We start from the raw sequence: 15,467 nt of genomic DNA on the forward strand, positions 1-15,467 counted from the left end.
ATAAATACCATTTTAATTAATATAATTATCTTAATAATTTATGCTGTGGCGTTTAAGAATTTTATCATTTTACGGATTATTATCGTTATTTACATTTATTTTTTTTCTTATATGTTACATACCCGTAACATTTTTCAATGTCAACTATCAAATAAGATATAGAATTGCCATTATCTTTTCTTATGCTTTTGTGTGGCTTGCAAAAATTTGTTGCAGTTTAAAATATGAAGTAGAGGGGCTTGAGAAATTACCGAAGACTACTTCAATAGTCGTGTCTAATCACCAATCCTTTTGGGATCAAATGTTTATGCAACTGATTATTCCTAAACATTCTTGGGTATTAAAGCGTGAATTATTTAATATACCCCTGCTTGGTTGGGGACTTCGGATGGTTAAACCTATTGCGGTTGACCGTGGTACTAATAGCTCGGTTGCTCAGATTTTAAGAGAAGGTCAGGAAAAAATAAAAGAAGGATTATGGTTAATAATATTTCCAGAATCAACTAAAGTTCCGCCTGATAGAACGGTAAAATTTAAACCAAGTGCCGTAAAGCTTGCTTCAATTACTAAAGTTCCAATTGTGATGATGGCTCATAATGCCGGTTTATTTTGGCCTAGAGGTTTTTGGTTTAAGCAACCTGGAACTATAAAGATAAAGATTATAGGTGTAATAGAAAAAGAAGAAATAGAGCAAACAGACGTACGTATACTTAATGACAAGGTTGAGCAAATTATTAACAGTGAAAAGCAAAAATTATTAAATTAATATTAGGTTTTAAAAATAATTAGTATTATCATAAAATTACAACTTAGTTCTTATGGAGGTATTTATGGTAAGTACAGCACCGTTAAAATTAATTGCGGTTATCGATAGTAAGCAAATGATGCTTTACGACGCTCAAGGAGTTAAAATTACTACTAATACACCTTTAAAATTATCTTTGGATTTAGAGGAGCATCACCACCATAGAAAAAAAAGACAAAGCCTTTACCAAAATAAATCTACACCGGCTTCGTTGTTTGAGCCGCATACTTCGCTAAAAGATATAGAACATAAAGAAGCAGCAAGGAGCGTTATTAAACATTTAGAGAAAGTAACTACTGCTGATCAAGCTAAATATAAGGAATTGATTATTGTAGCAGAACCGCAAATGCTTGGATGTGTTAGACAAGAACTTAAAAACGGTCTAAAAAAGATGATTACTAAAGAAATTGCTAAGGATTTAGTGCAACATAGCGTAGATGCAGTGGAGCGAGCAGTATTTTCTTAGATAAGCTTTATATGTCATTCCCGCGAAAGCGGGAATCCAGTAAAACCTATAAAAAACTTGTTTTTTTAGGTTTATTTTGTCAATAACCTGTAATTTACTAGTATTAAGGTGATTTTTTCTAGACTCCCACTTTCGCGGGAATGACATAGAAGTCGTACAACAAGGTTTTTTTAGTCGCTTGCAATGATGATACAAATTAGGTGCCTAACTTATTAAACATTTCTTTTGTATTATTTAAAATAGTTAAACCAATTTGCTTATCTGTATCCTCAAAAGTTTTTATAGTCTTTTCATTAGGAATCTTAATATGTGGTTTGCAAGGCAAACCGCCGCTATTTATACATTGATTAATGATTTGCATTCACTGACATCGTCTCTCGTCGCTCTCCTATTATCTATAGGCTGCGCCTCTCGCTCCTTGTAATTCAATCCAACTGATTTGACTACATTTTAGTATATATGGCGGCATGCGTCAATACAATCATATTTTAATTAAGAATAGTTGCACTAATAAGAAAAAGTGGTAAAATATCATATCGAATAAATTAAATATTATGAATAATTATGCCGCAAATTTATTTTAACGGTCCGGAAGGACGAATTGAAGGAAGATATGCAAAAGCTACCTCGCCTAACGCCCCTATTGCATTAGTGCTTCATCCTCATCCTTTATATGAGGGTAATATGAATAATAAAGTAGTTTATAATGCCTATAAGATTTTAGCAGATAACGGTTATACCGTCTTACGTATTAATTTTAGAGGAGTAGGGGGATCACAAGGTAAATTTGATAACGGAGTCGGTGAAGTGGTTGATGCGGGGGCAGCTCTCGACTGGTTACAGCAGAATAACCCAAATGCTCAGTCTAATCTGATATTAGGATTTTCTTTCGGAGCATGGATAGCTATGCAACTTGTAATGCGACGTCCGGAAATAAATCATTTTATTGCTATTTCACCGCCGGTTAATACAATTCATAAATATGACTTCTCATTCCTCTCACCTTGTCCTATTCCAGGGTTTATATTACAGGGAGATAAGGATAGTATAGTATCGGCAGATGATGTAAAAGACCTAGCAAATAGATTATCTAAACAACAATCCCATATTAAAGTTGATTATAAAATTATCAATGGAGCTGACCACTTCTTTCGTTATAAAACTGAAGAATTTTCTAAAGCAATAAATGCTTATTTAATAACAATTCAATCTAATTATCATCACCATAATAATAATGTAAATGAAGAAATTAGTAAGAGCCCAAAGAAATTATTTTTATATTAGTTTTTGTTGTGTGGTTCGACTTATCCGTCATTACGAGCAGGCGTTGTTGCGTAGGTACCCAAGTCGTCATTGTAAGGAAATTACTTAAGTAATTGACGAAGCAATCCAGTTAAAAATTCTGTAAATCAGAATTTTTTTTATTATTTTTCCGGATTGCCACGCAGTCTACGGTTGCTCGCAATGACGATTTGTTATCCACGTGGGAATGACATAAAAGAATCCATATCACAACGTCTACAATTCTAAACAAGCTTCTATTGCCAAAATTAATATTGCATCTTTTTTAGCATCTAACTCTTGAGTTAATTCTTCGTAAATTTGCCTATCTGATAGAGAAGTAAATTTTTTAAATAGTTGCACTAATTTTAAAGAGGGGATATAATACGAAAAGCATGTTTTAATATTTTGATCTTTTTATTAACATTAAGCTTATTTATTTAAATTAAAGTAAAATTCTAGTAATTCGTCGTTATAAAAATTTAAATCTACAGCCGTTGCCAAATAATCTATAGCATTAGCCGTATTATTACTTTCTACTTCTTGCTTCGCTGCTAATAAATAATACTCAGCAATTTCCGGCATAGACTCATGTTTATGAAATTTTGCAAGCTTATTCGTTATAAAAATAAATTTCGTCCATAGAGAAAGTCTAGCATAACAACGCATTAAAGTAATTAAATTGTCAATATCAAGTTCATTGAAATTATAAGCCTTTGTTGCGTAATTTTCTGCTTTCTCATACAAAGATTTATCATAATAAAGTTTTGCTAGATTTTTGCTACCGTAAAAAACAAATTCTTTAGATGTAATAAGTTTTTGAAAATAGGAAATTTTTCTATCTACATCCTCTTCAGTTACGGCTAAGATTAAATTATGGAATTCTTGTGAATCTTTTAGAGCTTCAGAAGATAAATTTTTGCGAGCAATAGAAGCAGATTTAGCTTTATTATTCATAATATATTCGGCAAAAGCTAAAATTAAAGCATATCTATCATGATTAATTTTTCGTTTACTAAAAATATTATGTATTTTAGATGGTAAATCGATAATTAATATTAGAAATCTAATGACAATAAAACAAGAAATTAGTAATAAAAGCCCTAAAATAAGACTAAAGAACAAGGTAGTCTCAATATTATAATCATATAAACTAATAAAAACTTTTGAATCAAAGCTCTCTATAAAAGTAAACCCGAAATAAAGCAGTAAAAAAGTAGCACATATTAATAATAACCTAAACATCTTTATTTACAAACTCCTGCATAAATTTTTCTGAATAAAGAAAATTGATTAGATAGTTTAAGTGCTCTAAAATTAGAGCTTTATCTTGTTCTTTTATCATCATAGCAGAAGGTTTTTTTTCAATTTTGATAAACTTCTCCAGCCACTTATGGTTGGCAGGAAAAATTACTTCTGTACTACTTGATTTAGAAAAAAGATAATTATTATATGCTTCTAAGTTATTTAAAATATTCCTTATATCTTGAGACAGCAGGCGGGATTTTACTATTCTTAGTTCTTTACTATAATCCTTATCTTGCATGAAATTATATACTAATAGATTTACATTTAATAAGTAATTAATATAGTCAAGTGATACCCATCCGCCTACCTCGTCACTCGTCGCTCTCCTATTAGTTATAGGCTTCGCTCCTTGTTCCTTGTATCCGAATGAGGCTGCATTGACTACAGTTTCTAATTTTGGTTCTACTAAATTAGTCGGTGCTTCAGGAAACTTTAAAGAACTTACGTAATTTAAAAGCGACTTGGTAGATAATAGAGGCGCTGCTTCCTTTTCTTCCAGGGTAGTATTTTCTTTATTTTCTACTACTTGATCAGGAATTTGGCTTAAATCCTTATTTTCACTTTTAAACAGTTTTAAAATATCGGATCTATTATGATAAAGAGTAAAAGAAGATAAGATAAATATTACTATTGCTATAATTGCTATAAAAAAGATGTTTTTGCTTTTAAAGAAACTATCGAATTTGTGCATTTTCAGATAATAACTTGATTATATCGTTAAGGTTTTGATCATCACAATAAACCACATTTTTTATAAAAGGTCTAACTATATTTGCGACTTTCAAACTTATGGCTACAACTAAACTATCTTGTAAGTACTCTAATAAATTATTTTGAAGTAATAATTTTACTAAAGTCTTAGCACTATTTTGAGAATAAAGTAATATAAAATCAATATTATTTTTAAATTCTTTTATAATAGATACGGGCAGCTCATTCAAATATTCTACATTATAAATGATATGTCTAGCTATTTTGCTAGGTAAATCTTTAGTAATTTCATTTGAAGATAAATATATAGTCTGCTCATATAAATCAGGAGGAAAATGCTTAATCAAATCTTCCACGTTTTTAGCAGTATACATTACTTTCTTGCCTAATAATCGTTTTGACTTACTACCTACTACCCAAATATCTTGTTTTAAGTTATGACCAGTTAATAAGATACTTGCTGCATATTTACTAGTTATTATTATATTCGAGTAATTATCTAAAATATCGATATTAAAATCTAGAGTTTTATATTTAATTAAAGGACAATGGATATCACGTAAATCTAAATTATATTTACTTATTTCCTTGATAGTTTCATTATTTTCTTCAATATGTCTAGTTAATAAAACCGATTTCATACAATATTTGTACTCCAATATAAAAAGCAACTGCCCAAATAATAATAGCAGCTATTTTATTAATTATAGTTAAAATCGTACTACTTTTATTTAGCTTTCTGATATTATAACCTGCAACTGCTAAAGCAAAAAACCATATCCAAGATATAAGTATGCAAGTTAAGGTAAATATAATTTTTGCAATACCGCTATACTTTAAAGCACTAGTACCTATTACTATAATCGTATCCATAATTGCATGCGGATTTAATATTGATACCGATATAGCAAATAAAATTTGTTTTTTAGCTGAAAAAGCCCCGGAATTCATTGTAAGATCAATAGGCGGCTGATTCCAAGTATTATATCCCATATAAATTAAGAAAATAAATCCAACAATAAATATAGATAATTTTAACCAAGAAATTTCAAGAATTAACAAAGATATCCCAAGAACTGCCATACATATAAGCATAGTATCACATATTGAGGCTGCAATTATGCTAGGTAAAGCCTTGCTAAACTTTGGCTGTTTTGCTCCTTGATTGAATATAAAAATATTCTGTACTCCGAGCGGCACTATTAAACCGAGAGCTAAAACGATGCCATGTAAAAAAGCACTTAATATATCATTATTCATTTAAATAGCCATTTTATTGAACTTATCAAGTCCGATATAATAATATACTAGAGCTATGATGCTCCAAATTGTTACTGCTCCTATTTTATTAATTATTTTCTAATATTATAGCATTTTTATTTAATTTTCTAATATTATAACCAATTATTGCCCATGATAAAAACCATATACAAATAAACATGTAAATTTATGAAAAGAGGTATTACTATATACCAAATCATAAAAATAAAGAAGAAATCATGATTGAAAACGATTATATGTATAATAAGTATATTATTATAACATATCGCAGCAACAATTACACTAGGTAGAGCTTTTTTGAAGCGACGATATTTTTTTGCACTTTGATTTAATATAAAAATACTTGGTATACGGTATTAAAAATATTATACTTAATATATCATTCATTATTGTAATTTAGTTTTTATTTTTAATAATATTAATAAAGACGGAATAGTTATAATAGTAGTAAATAAAAAGAAATTTTTCCAACCGAAATTTACTACCATATAGCCTGAAATTATAGGAAAAATTGAGCGCGAAATCCCCATCATCGATGAAAGAAAAGAATATTGAGTAGCTCGAAATTTACCTTGACAGAGTGAAGAAATAAAGGCGATATAAGCAGTCATCGTCATACCGCCGGTAATACTTGCTATTCCTATCGTAATAAATAATAATAAAGAATTTTTACCGTTTATTTCAAGAAAAATAAATAAAATATGTCCTAAAGCATGAATAATACCAAATAAAAATATACTATTTAATATATTTTTATGTTTCATAATAACACCGCCGACAAGTCCACCGATTATAGCTCCTACAACTCCCCAAAACTTTCCAACGCTTGCTATTGCAAAAGCATCATACTCAAGATGAAGCAAAAACGGGTTAATCATAACATTAATTAAGTTATCCGTTAATCTATATAATACTAGGAAAATTAATATAAGAATAATGAAATAAACAGAACCTATAGGTTTTAACGCATTATATATAAAATTTATTATGTTTTTTTTATTTTGATTATTTTTTATATCATTCTTGATTATCTGTATATGTTGTATATTCTCGTTTAAATAACAATACTTAATTCCTACAATCAATAAAATTAAATAAATAAATACTAAACCGGCAAAGATTTTATATATTTCATTAAATGTTAAATAAATAGATAAATAAATAGCTCCGGAACCGGCTAAAAGCATACCGACCCGATAACCGAATATATATATTCCTGAAGTAAACCCAAGCGATTCTTTAGGTACTATTTCCGTTCTTAAAGCACTCAATATAGTATCTTGTGCAGCACTAAAAAAAGAAATAATTAAAGCCGTGAAAGCAAATAATAATAGATTAGTACTAGGATCTAGAAAGCTGAAAATATATATAAGAAATATCAATGCACTACTAGTTAAGCAAATCCAAGATAATCTATGACCGAATATTTTGTTTAAATATTTAATTTGCACTGCATCAAAAATCGGTGCTAACAAGAAATTAATAGAGTAGGGAAGCGTTATGAATGATAATATACCGATTGTTTGCAGTGCTATATCTTCTTTAGCAAGCCAATAATTTAAAGTATTACCGGTAATCATTAGATTAAAACCGCTAATAAGCCCCAACAACCAAATAATACATAAACGAGAGTTATTTAACATGAATTTATATACTTCGAGTAAATGAAGAATTGATAGACAAAGATCAACTGCAAAAAGAGCAAGGAGTCTATAAGGCGAGGAGCGGAGCGTATACTTAAATACGTGAGCACCGCAGAGCTTATGAGACAACGTAGCCAATTTTTGAAGTTCATCGAGTATATATGCCTTTAGCTCTAAGTTCCTATAGGCTTAATATGCAAAAATGTGAGTATTCTGTTTATTTGCGGCATGTAATGTAATCATGTTATTTTAATTTCTCAATATCTTTCTTATCTAATTTTGTTATTTTCATAATAGATTCTAAAGAAAGTCCTTCTTTTTTCATTTCTTTAGCCATAGTAATTTTCTCTTTGTTTACTCCAATAGATTAGTAGGTGCATTATAGTTTTGTACAACATTGTAGAACAACACAAGAGTACACAAAAGGAAATTTTTTATTTCCTGTCGCTTTCCTATGATATTCAGCAATTTTTAACATATATTTAAACAATAGATTTCTTTAGGCTACGCTCTACAAAACTATCTTTTTCCGTTCTAAGAGCTTCAAAAGAAAGTAAAGTTTTGATGGCGGTAGGTAGATTTCAAAGAACTCTTGAGTAACTATAGGGTTTTCAAATGCAGCTCTTATAACCTCGTCATGTTAGCTAAACTCATTATTTTAGGTCACGAAGGAAAAGTAAAAGAAATATTAGAAATAAAAAATGATGATGATTTCCTAAAATATTATAGCGGTTATACAGCGGATGAGATTCCTTTTTTAAACAGTTTACTCTCTTACTTACTGCTAGATGTTTATATAGGCTTAGCTTAATTCATGTATTAGGCAGGTCATCTTTTAATGAAAAAACTATACAAACCGATTACAGGCTTGCCCTAAATAGTGACTTAGATAGTTTCTATAGATTGCATATTGTTATGAATTCTAATGACCCCGTTAGTCAAGAATCAGATTATTCTATATTTTGATCAAATCTTTCCTCATTATATTTATCCCTTGTCGATGAGATGGAACTTTTTTACATATTTTGAAACTCAAAGCCCTTATTTTTCTTATTTCATTTTACACTATGCAAGGACCTAAGCCATGGACTACCGATAAGCAGGAATTATGGAAGACAAATCAGGACAAATTAGATAAGATCACAAAATATTATTGGCGATATAGGGAAATAACACCTTGGAGTAGTATAAATTAATTATTTTAATTGACTTTAGCACTTAAGAGATTTAAAAGTTAACTTTAATATGTAAGGTTACAATAAAAATGTTACCGCCTAAAATTTTCTTTGAAAAAGTTAAAGAAATAATGTGGCCTATAGAAAGGAAAGAATTAAAGCTATTTATACCTATGGCTTTAATGATGTTATGTATCCTTTTTAATTTTGGGGCTTTAAGATCTATCAAAGATAGTTTAGTAGTACCCTCTATGGGGGCTGAAATTATTAGCTTCTTAAAATTATGGTTAGTATTACCCTCGTGCGTAATTTTTACCGTACTTTATGTTAAGCTTAGTAATAAATTAAATTTTGAATATATTTTCTACATTATAGTCGGTAGTTTTTTACTATTTTTCTTATTATTTGCCTATATTATTTATCCAAATCAAGATATTTATCATCCTAATGATGAAATGATAAATAACTTAATTGCTTCATACCCTAATTTTAAATGGTTTATTAAAATAGGTAGTCAATGGAGTTATGCACTGATGTATATTTTCGCAGAATTATGGAGTGCAGTAGTTATAAACTTAATGTTTTGGCAGTTTGCCAATCACATTTTTGATACTTCTAAAGCTAAAAGATTCTATCCCGTTCTTGGAATGGTCGGTAATATCGGTCTTATAATAGCAGGCAGCGTACTTGTCTTTTTCTCAAGCGAGCAGGACGTCATTGATTCAGAATTATTACCGGATTCTTTTAATTCATCTGCCGGAAATGCTATAATGCTTCAGCCAATCATGTCAATTATTGTTACTGCAGGAATAATTGCTATGCTTCTATTTAGAATAATAAATAGATTTATTTTAACAGATTCCATAAATGTTTTAGATGCAAAAAAAGTTACAGCTAAAATGAAAACAAAACTTTCGGTAATTGAAAGTATCAAATTAGTAATTCACTCAAAATATATAGGTCGTATTGCCTTATTAATAATCTGTTATGGATTATTAATAAATATAGTTGAAGGACCTTGGAAAGCAAAAATAAAAGAATTACATCCAAACACTATAGACTATGTTAACTTTATGGGCAGGTTTAATATTTGGATGGGGATATCATGCGTTACTTTCATGATAATAGGCAGTAATATTCTTAGAAGACTCGGTTGGCTCATTTCTGCATTATTAACTCCTATTATGTTGTCTATTACCGGCTTGATGTTTTTTATCTTTATAATTTTTATTGAAGAAATAGGAGCATGTTGCGGTGATTTTAATCTTCTATATGCAGCGATTATTGTTGGAGCAATTCAGAACATACTGAGTAAATCGTCCAAATATTCATTATTCGATTCAACAAAAGAAATGGCGTATATTCCTTTATCTTTAGAGCTTAGAACTAAGGGAAAAGCTGCCGTAGAGATAATAGGTACTAAATTCGGTAAATCGCTTGGAGCATTTATACAGTCTTTGATATTTATTATTATTCCGACTGCTACCTTTGATTCTATTATAATATATCTATTAGTAACTTTTATAGTTATGATGAGTTTATGGATTTGGAACGTTATAAAATTGAATAAGGAATATATAGAGCTGTGTAAGTAAACGTCATTGCGAGCGGACATTGTTGCGTGGATACCACCCAATCATTGCGAGCAGTCGTAGAACTTATCCATACAACAACAGAAAATCACACTATAATACCGATTTAAAGATGAAAAAAATTCTTAAAATAATATTATTTATAACTATCTTTATTATACTCGCATATAGTGGGCTGTGGTTTACTATTATGTTCTCTTTATCACACTCTATAAATCAAAAATATGCCGGTACCAACCTTAATATAGAAGAGGCTGATAATAATCCTAATCAGCAATATCTTATTAAGTTTTCTAAAGTTCAGCCATATGGTTTTCCTTTCAAATTAGGTATTTCAGTAATTAATTGGCAAGAAGAGAGTATTAATAGAGCAACTGAATTTACCACACCGATAAATATCGGTTATGATTTACTTAAGCAGAAATTATTTATACATTTTTCCGGAGAAGCATTCGGAAAATTTAAGCCAGTTCAAAGAGGCTTTGGAGTAAGATTTTATAATGAGAACTGTATATTATCAACAAAAATACCGTTAAATTTTAAATTATTTAAAATAGTACGATTTAAAAAAAATTTATTTGAAGTTATAAATTTAATAGAAAATATTAAATTTACTTCCGGTAAAACAGAAATTTTTGACTTAGTCGATAATCAAAAATTATATGAAGAAGATCATACTATACTTACTATGTTATTTGACAAAAGTAAATATTATACAAGTAAACAGGATTTCCTTGATAACATACCGCAAAAATTAGAAATTTATTATGAAACCGAAATAGTACAAAGTAACCTTGAAGATAGAATAATACCTGCCGGTTTATTATTATATAGACCCGCTTGGAATAATAATTTCAAATTTTCCGGTAATTTCTTGATTAGTACTAGTAGTGTGCATTTTAAAGATATTGCTAAAGATTTAACAATTGAAGTTACTAATGCAAAACTCAATAGTAATAACTTTGAAAATAATATTAATTTATTATATAAAGGTAAGTTAAACGATTTCGGCAATAATAATATTGATCTTTTGGTAGATTCGCAATTTAAGCTAAAACCTGGTTTTATAATAGGTTCATTAGAATTTATAAAGAAATATTACGATAAGCAAACCTATTTATTTAAACTTTCTGATAATAAGCTATATAAAGATTTTAATAATGAACTAAGCTATATTTTAAATAATAATAAACAATATAATTTTAGTATTTTTGAAGATAGGGAATATAATTTTAATTTAAATATTAATTTAGTGACTGAATTAAACAAATTAACTAGAGCACAGATAAATGCTTTAAGTCTCTATTCAAACGCATCGGGATTTAATATAACAAATGAAACTATAGTAAATGCTCTTAAAGATTCTTACAGTAAAGGTACGATAGTAATTAATGATTACTCTAGAATAATAGATGTTTTAAGTGCATATGTACACGAAGTAGGGGATTTTAAAAATTTTTCGGAAGAGAGTAAGGAAGTATACGGGAATGCTTTGAAATCATTTTTAAAAACTATTTCCGATCACCCGAATTCATCTAATTTAATTGATGCTAGCATTGAGTATATGTTTGATTTGTCCGATTTAAACAAAGCTAAAATAGGTAATATAGATGATATAAATAAACTTATACCTTTATATTATTTATCTTTATATCAAGCAGCAGTAAAAAAAGTGCAACCCGGTGAAAATGTAAAAGAAAAAATTATGGAGTTAATTCCTAATGTTAATCACAAAATATTCGAGGAATGTATACTCGATGAACTTCGTTAATCATCATTGCGAGCGACTGAAAGGAGCGTGGCAATCTCAGGATTTTGGCACGAGATTGCTGCGTCAAAATTTTCAATTTTTTCTCGCAATGACGGAAAAATTTATAAAAATACCATGAATATTATAGTAAAAATACAGCAAGATTTAAAAGATGCAGTAACTAAGTTAAACAATTTAATCATTAGCTGTTTAAAAAGTGATGAAGAGTTAATAGAAAAGGTCGGTAAATATTTACTAGAAGCAGGAGGTAAAAGAATTCGTCCGCTTTTAACTATAATAACTGCTAAAATGTTTGATTATAAAGGCGATAATCATATAAAGCTCGCAAGTGCCGTTGAATTCATTCACACCGCCACATTGCTTCATGATGATGTGGTAGACGACAGCACTTTAAGAAGATTCAAACCTACGGCTAACGTTATTTGGGGAAGTAAAACAAGTATTTTAGTGGGTGATTTCCTCTTTAGTCAGTCTTTTAAGCTAATGGTAGCTTCCGGCTCTATTAAAGCTATGAATGTTCTAGCTAAAGCTTCGGCAATTATTTCCGAAGGGGAGGTAGTACAGCTAGTGAAGTTAAATGAACGACGTATTATAACTATAGACGAATATCAGCAAATAGTTAAATCTAAAACCGCCGAACTATTTGGAGCTGCTTGTGAAGTTGGAGCTATTATAGCAGAGCAGGTAGACCATATTTCTAAAGATATGCAGGACTTTGGGAAATTACTCGGTACGATATTTCAGGTTATAGATGACTTGCTTGATTATTTGGGTAATGATAAACAGATAGGCAAAAATATTGGCGATGATTTCTTAGAAGGAAAAGTTACGTTACCACTGATTTTTTTATATAATAAGTTAGAGCAAGATAAGCAGCTTTGGCTCGAAAATATAATTAAATGTGATAAGCGTACTAAAGATGACTTTGTAAAAATACATGACTTAATGGTAAAGCATGAAATTTACAATGAAACAGTTAATTATTTGAGTAACTTAGAAAATGAAGCAAGTAAGTTATTAAATAAAATTCCGGTTCAGAATATTTATAAAGACTATTTGTTTTCGATGATTAAATTTATTTTGGATCGCTCTTATTAATAGTTATTGCGTGAAAGCATTTGCATTCGTAGCTCAGCTGGATAGAGCGTTGCCCTCCGAAGGCAAAGGTCGTTGGTTCAAATCCAATCGAATGCACCATCACTAAATTCACTAAATTAACTTTTATTTTCCATAATATAGATTATAGAACAATGCTTCTAATAAAATTGACGAATGGCTGGGACGGGAGGATTCGAACCTCCGGATGACGATACCAAAAACCGTTGCCTTACCACTTGGCGACGTCCCAATAATGTATAGACCTTATACCAATAAATAGCGGAAACGTCAATTACAATAATGATTGTAAAAATAAATTTATTTCCTTATTAAGCCAATTCCTCGCTTGCGTGGATAATAAATCATAAATTTTAGCTCTAATTTTGTTATAATATTCCTTGATATAGTTTATTTCATCAATATTAAGTAGTTTCATATCAGTCAATTTACTAGCATAAGGCACTAGGCTTAAGGTCTCAAACTCAAGCCATCCATTATTTTCTTTTACATACATCAAATTCTCAATTCTAATACCATATTTTCCAGGAATATAAAAACCCGGTTCATTAGATAAGATCATACCTGCTTTAAGTATTGTTTTATTACGAAGATTTATGCTTTGCGGTCCTTCGTGAACACTTAAGAAGCTCCCTACCCCATGCCCTGTACCGTGTGGATAATCTAGCATTTCTTGCCATAAATATTGCCGAGCGAGTATATCAAGATTAGCTCCTGCGATGATATTTTTTGGGAATTTGGCTTTAGCTAAAGCAATATGTCCTTTAAGTACTTGCGTATAACGCTTTTTCTGCTCATCTGTCGGCGTACCTATTACTATTGTTCTAGTTATATCGGTAGTAGCACCTTGATACTGACCGCCGGAATCTATCAGTAATATCCCCTGCCCTTCAATTTTTTTAGCAGTTTTTTGGTCAGCTCTATAATGAATAATAGCACTATTTTCCTGAAATCCGCAAATAGCAGGAAAACTATCCGAAACATATCCCTCTTGTTTAGCTCGTTGCTCTGTAAGCTTTAAACCGAGGGAATACTCGGTCAATTCGTTATTTCCTATGTCATTCCCGTGAAGGCGGGAATCCATATTATGTTTTTCTGGATCCCCGTTTTCACGGGGATGACATTGAGAAAAATCAGCAAAAAATTCACATAAAGCTACTGCATCTTTAATATGCAAATCGATTGCATGCTTAATTTCTACATCGTTCTTACAAGCTTTAAGCATTAAGCATGGATCGGTAATTTTTTGTACTTTTTTATCAGCTACTAAGTCCATTATATGAACAGATGCTATAGTATCATCAATAAAAATATTAGACATCTGCCCACATGTCGCTTCTAGAGGTAATTTAGACATCGATCCGATACGCGCATCCTCACGTACGCTTGTGTACGCTGCGGTGCTGCGTTTCGTATCTCCTTTAAGTTCCTCTCTATAAGCTGGTTTGGAAAGATGTTTATTCTCACTATCTCTTAAAATATTTTCAAATTCTTCTTCCGGTAAAATCGTTATTTCAGGACGAGCATTAATAATTTCGGCATTGATTCTTGTAGGATTTATAAACAAATATAATTGTGTAGAAGTGAGTATAACTTTTGCAAACATTAAAGGCGTATAAGCAACATCACTAGCCCGCAAATTTAGTAACCAACATATGGAGGAGCTATCGAGAATGACTAAGGCAGATTGCTCGGTGTCATTCCCGTGAAAGCGGGAATCCAAAAAAATTTCACGACATTTACTTATTTTATCAGTATGACTAACGCCCGCAAACTTAATATCATGCAAATAAACTTTAGAGTTTGGCTCTAGCGGCTGATTTTGCCAAATCTTATCAACTAAATTTCCATTAATCTTCTGAAAATTGAACTTTAAATTTGATATAGTGGGATAAGTAAATAATTCAGAATCGTATCCTATTTTTGCATCTTTACCAAACTTAGATATATCTTTTAAGTCAAAAAGCTTAAAAAGCTCTAAATCCAGCTCTTTATTTGCTTGCTCTAAATAACGTCCATCGGTAAAGAATAATGCTGTATCTTTATATATAATCGCTATACCGTTTGAACCAGTAAAACCTGTTATATATTCAAGTCTCTTTGCATAGCTTGGAACATATTCACTCATATATTTATCGTTAGACGGAATTATATAACCGTCTATATCATATTCTGTGAATAAATTTCTAAGCAGATTAATGCGGATTTTTGTCATGTTTATATCTCTTATGTCGTGCTCTTGCCTGCTTGGAGACTGAACCGTCATTGCGAGGAAATTACTTAAGTAATTGACGAAGCAATCCAGTTAAAAAATTCTG

The 15,467-nt window shown here is 30.2% G+C and carries 12 protein-coding genes, 2 tRNA genes and 3 pseudogenes; 8 read left to right on the forward strand and 9 right to left on the reverse strand.

Going from position 1 to position 15,467, the window contains the following annotated elements; genetic code table 11:
• Positions 1-40: 40 nt before the first annotated feature.
• Positions 41-766, forward strand: a complete 726-nt coding sequence (locus tag RMA_RS04300) for a lysophospholipid acyltransferase family protein (protein ID WP_012152899.1) — start codon at positions 41-43, stop codon at positions 764-766.
• Between the two features lie 64 nt (positions 767-830).
• Positions 831-1,271 (forward strand): host attachment protein, encoded by a 441-nt coding sequence (locus tag RMA_RS04305; RefSeq protein ID WP_041404741.1) that lies wholly within the window; start codon positions 831-833, stop codon positions 1,269-1,271.
• 196 nt (positions 1,272-1,467) lie between these two features.
• Here the strand turns inward: RMA_RS04305 and RMA_RS04310 are convergent, their stop codons facing one another.
• Positions 1,468-1,596: a hypothetical protein gene (locus RMA_RS04310; RefSeq protein ID WP_041405012.1), complete on the reverse strand. Its 129-nt coding sequence runs from the start codon at positions 1,594-1,596 to the stop codon at positions 1,468-1,470.
• A 239-nt stretch (positions 1,597-1,835) separates the two neighbouring features.
• On the opposite strand from RMA_RS04310, the gene RMA_RS04315 reads away from it, so the two are divergent.
• The gene (locus RMA_RS04315; protein ID WP_014365719.1) at positions 1,836-2,555 is read left to right on the forward strand and encodes an alpha/beta hydrolase; all 720 of its coding nucleotides are present in this window, start codon (positions 1,836-1,838) and stop codon (positions 2,553-2,555) included.
• 234 nt (positions 2,556-2,789) lie between these two features.
• On the opposite strand, the pseudogene RMA_RS04320 reads toward RMA_RS04315, so the two are convergent.
• The 6 genes and pseudogenes from RMA_RS04320 to RMA_RS04345 form a co-directional block, all read right to left on the reverse strand.
• A pseudogene (locus tag RMA_RS04320) lies at positions 2,790-3,797 on the reverse strand (tetratricopeptide repeat protein).
• Positions 3,790-4,551 carry a palindromic element RPE2 domain-containing protein gene (locus RMA_RS04325; RefSeq protein ID WP_041404742.1) on the reverse strand — a complete coding sequence of 254 codons (762 nt, stop codon included), beginning with the start codon at positions 4,549-4,551 and terminating at the stop codon, positions 3,790-3,792. The pseudogene RMA_RS04320 and the gene RMA_RS04325 overlap by 8 nt, the downstream one beginning before the upstream one ends.
• On the reverse strand, positions 4,535-5,212 hold the full coding sequence (locus RMA_RS04330; protein WP_014408734.1) for a uroporphyrinogen-III synthase: 678 nt from the start codon (positions 5,210-5,212) through the stop codon (positions 4,535-4,537). Before RMA_RS04330 ends, RMA_RS04325 begins: the two co-directional genes overlap by 17 nt.
• Positions 5,190-5,831 carry a LysE/ArgO family amino acid transporter gene (locus RMA_RS04335; protein WP_012152904.1) on the reverse strand — a complete coding sequence of 214 codons (642 nt, stop codon included), beginning with the start codon at positions 5,829-5,831 and terminating at the stop codon, positions 5,190-5,192. The genes RMA_RS04330 and RMA_RS04335 overlap by 23 nt, the downstream gene beginning before the upstream one ends.
• A 407-nt stretch (positions 5,832-6,238) precedes the next feature.
• Complete coding sequence (locus RMA_RS04340) at positions 6,239-7,495, reverse strand: AmpG family muropeptide MFS transporter (protein ID WP_041404743.1); 1,257 nt, start codon at positions 7,493-7,495, stop codon at positions 6,239-6,241.
• Between the two features lie 244 nt (positions 7,496-7,739).
• A pseudogene (locus RMA_RS04345) lies at positions 7,740-7,856 on the reverse strand (transposase); the annotation flags it as partial.
• 228 nt (positions 7,857-8,084) lie between these two features.
• On the opposite strand from RMA_RS04345, the pseudogene RMA_RS12015 reads away from it, so the two are divergent.
• The 5 genes and pseudogenes from RMA_RS12015 to RMA_RS04375 form a co-directional block, all read left to right on the forward strand.
• Positions 8,085-8,691 (forward strand): annotated as a pseudogene (locus RMA_RS12015) (glycosyltransferase family 8 protein); the annotation flags it as partial.
• 68 nt (positions 8,692-8,759) lie between these two features.
• Positions 8,760-10,265: a nucleotide exchange transporter Tlc3 gene (gene tlc3 / locus RMA_RS04355; protein WP_014365712.1), complete on the forward strand. Its 1,506-nt coding sequence runs from the start codon at positions 8,760-8,762 to the stop codon at positions 10,263-10,265.
• A gap of 109 nt (positions 10,266-10,374) precedes the next feature.
• Positions 10,375-12,033 carry a hypothetical protein gene (locus tag RMA_RS04360; RefSeq protein ID WP_041404744.1) on the forward strand — a complete coding sequence of 553 codons (1,659 nt, stop codon included), beginning with the start codon at positions 10,375-10,377 and terminating at the stop codon, positions 12,031-12,033.
• Between the two features lie 114 nt (positions 12,034-12,147).
• The gene (locus tag RMA_RS04370; RefSeq protein WP_041404746.1) at positions 12,148-13,131 is read left to right on the forward strand and encodes a polyprenyl synthetase family protein; all 984 of its coding nucleotides are present in this window, start codon (positions 12,148-12,150) and stop codon (positions 13,129-13,131) included.
• 22 nt (positions 13,132-13,153) lie between these two features.
• Positions 13,154-13,230, forward strand: a tRNA-Arg gene (locus tag RMA_RS04375).
• Positions 13,231-13,306: 76 nt separating this feature from the next.
• Here RMA_RS04375 and RMA_RS04380 read toward each other — a convergent pair.
• Both RMA_RS04380 and RMA_RS04385 read right to left on the reverse strand, forming a co-directional pair.
• Positions 13,307-13,381 (reverse strand) — tRNA-Gln (locus RMA_RS04380).
• 42 nt (positions 13,382-13,423) lie between these two features.
• The gene (locus tag RMA_RS04385; protein WP_041404747.1) at positions 13,424-15,364 is read right to left on the reverse strand and encodes an aminopeptidase P family protein; all 1,941 of its coding nucleotides are present in this window, start codon (positions 15,362-15,364) and stop codon (positions 13,424-13,426) included.
• Positions 15,365-15,467 lie beyond the last annotated feature (103 nt).

This window comes from Rickettsia massiliae MTU5 (assembly GCF_000016625.1).
GTDB classification, from domain to species: Bacteria; Pseudomonadota; Alphaproteobacteria; order Rickettsiales; family Rickettsiaceae; genus Rickettsia; species Rickettsia rickettsii.

Coding starts and splice junctions, on each gene's coding strand:
- RMA_RS04335 (WP_012152904.1), bottom strand. CDS start 5,831: ATGAATAATGATATATTAAGTGCTTTTTTACATGGCATCGTTTTAGCT.
- RMA_RS04360 (WP_041404744.1), top strand. CDS start 10,375: ATGAAAAAAATTCTTAAAATAATATTATTTATAACTATCTTTATTATA.
- RMA_RS04300 (WP_012152899.1), top strand. CDS start 41: ATGCTGTGGCGTTTAAGAATTTTATCATTTTACGGATTATTATCGTTA.
- RMA_RS04315 (WP_014365719.1), top strand. CDS start 1,836: ATGCCGCAAATTTATTTTAACGGTCCGGAAGGACGAATTGAAGGAAGA.
- RMA_RS04325 (WP_041404742.1), bottom strand. CDS start 4,551: ATGCACAAATTCGATAGTTTCTTTAAAAGCAAAAACATCTTTTTTATA.
- RMA_RS04340 (WP_041404743.1), bottom strand. CDS start 7,495: ATGTTAAATAACTCTCGTTTATGTATTATTTGGTTGTTGGGGCTTATT.
- RMA_RS04305 (WP_041404741.1), top strand. CDS start 831: ATGGTAAGTACAGCACCGTTAAAATTAATTGCGGTTATCGATAGTAAG.
- RMA_RS04370 (WP_041404746.1), top strand. CDS start 12,148: ATGAATATTATAGTAAAAATACAGCAAGATTTAAAAGATGCAGTAACT.
- RMA_RS04330 (WP_014408734.1), bottom strand. CDS start 5,212: ATGAAATCGGTTTTATTAACTAGACATATTGAAGAAAATAATGAAACT.
- RMA_RS04385 (WP_041404747.1), bottom strand. CDS start 15,364: ATGACAAAAATCCGCATTAATCTGCTTAGAAATTTATTCACAGAATAT.
- tlc3 (WP_014365712.1), top strand. CDS start 8,760: ATGTTACCGCCTAAAATTTTCTTTGAAAAAGTTAAAGAAATAATGTGG.